The 775-nt window shown below is 42.1% G+C and carries 1 protein-coding gene; it reads right to left on the reverse strand.

Going from position 1 to position 775, the window contains the following annotated elements:
• Positions 1 to 775: HD-GYP domain-containing protein (locus R7E78_RS26030; RefSeq protein WP_318058597.1), on the reverse strand; the 775-nt coding region annotated here is incomplete at both ends.

The raw sequence follows: 775 nt of genomic DNA on the forward strand, positions 1-775 counted from the left end.
GCATAATATTGGGTCAAAGTGTTTGCCTTGTTCCAACTTAAACCAATCCACGACTTCATTAATTGTCCAATCCCGTTTGTAGCAACGCTCTGTTAATAATGCGTCAATTACATCAGCAATTGCGACGATGCGTGCGAAGAGATGAATGTCCTCACCTTTTAGATTATTTGGATAACCCGTACCGTCCCATTTTTCATGGTGTTCGTGGGCAACCACCGCTGCTAATTTGGTGATGTCGCCCTCTTTCATGTTCAGCAACTCATAACCTTTAATGGTATGTTGCTTCATGATTTCACGCTCTGAACTTGTCAATGCGCCAGGCTTATCGAGAATCGATTCTGGCACGGAGATTTTACCGACATCGTGCATAGGGCTAATGATTTCAATCATTTCCACTTCACGATGCGTTAATCCGCAAAGTTGAGCCAAACGACGAGACAGTTTAGCGACACGTTTTACATGTTGGCCAGTTTCTCCAGAGCGACTTTCAATCGCCTCACCCAATACGTGAATCATCTCTTTTTGGACGTTTAGCGTTCGTTTTTGAAGCAACACAATTTTTCTATTTTTCTTATCAATCTCTTTACGTTGGCGAATAGTCATAAACTGAATTACAACAACAAGAGAAAGCAGCACAATAATGCCGCACGTGAACAACAGTGTTTTGAGGTTTACTTTAAACAGTGGCGGTGGCGCATTAAGAATTTCAGCGTTTTTAGGGATGTCATAATGGCTGATTTCATACTTTGTGAGCGCCTTATAATCCAAGACCGCT

This window comes from Vibrio sp. YT-19(2023), from assembly GCF_033337395.1.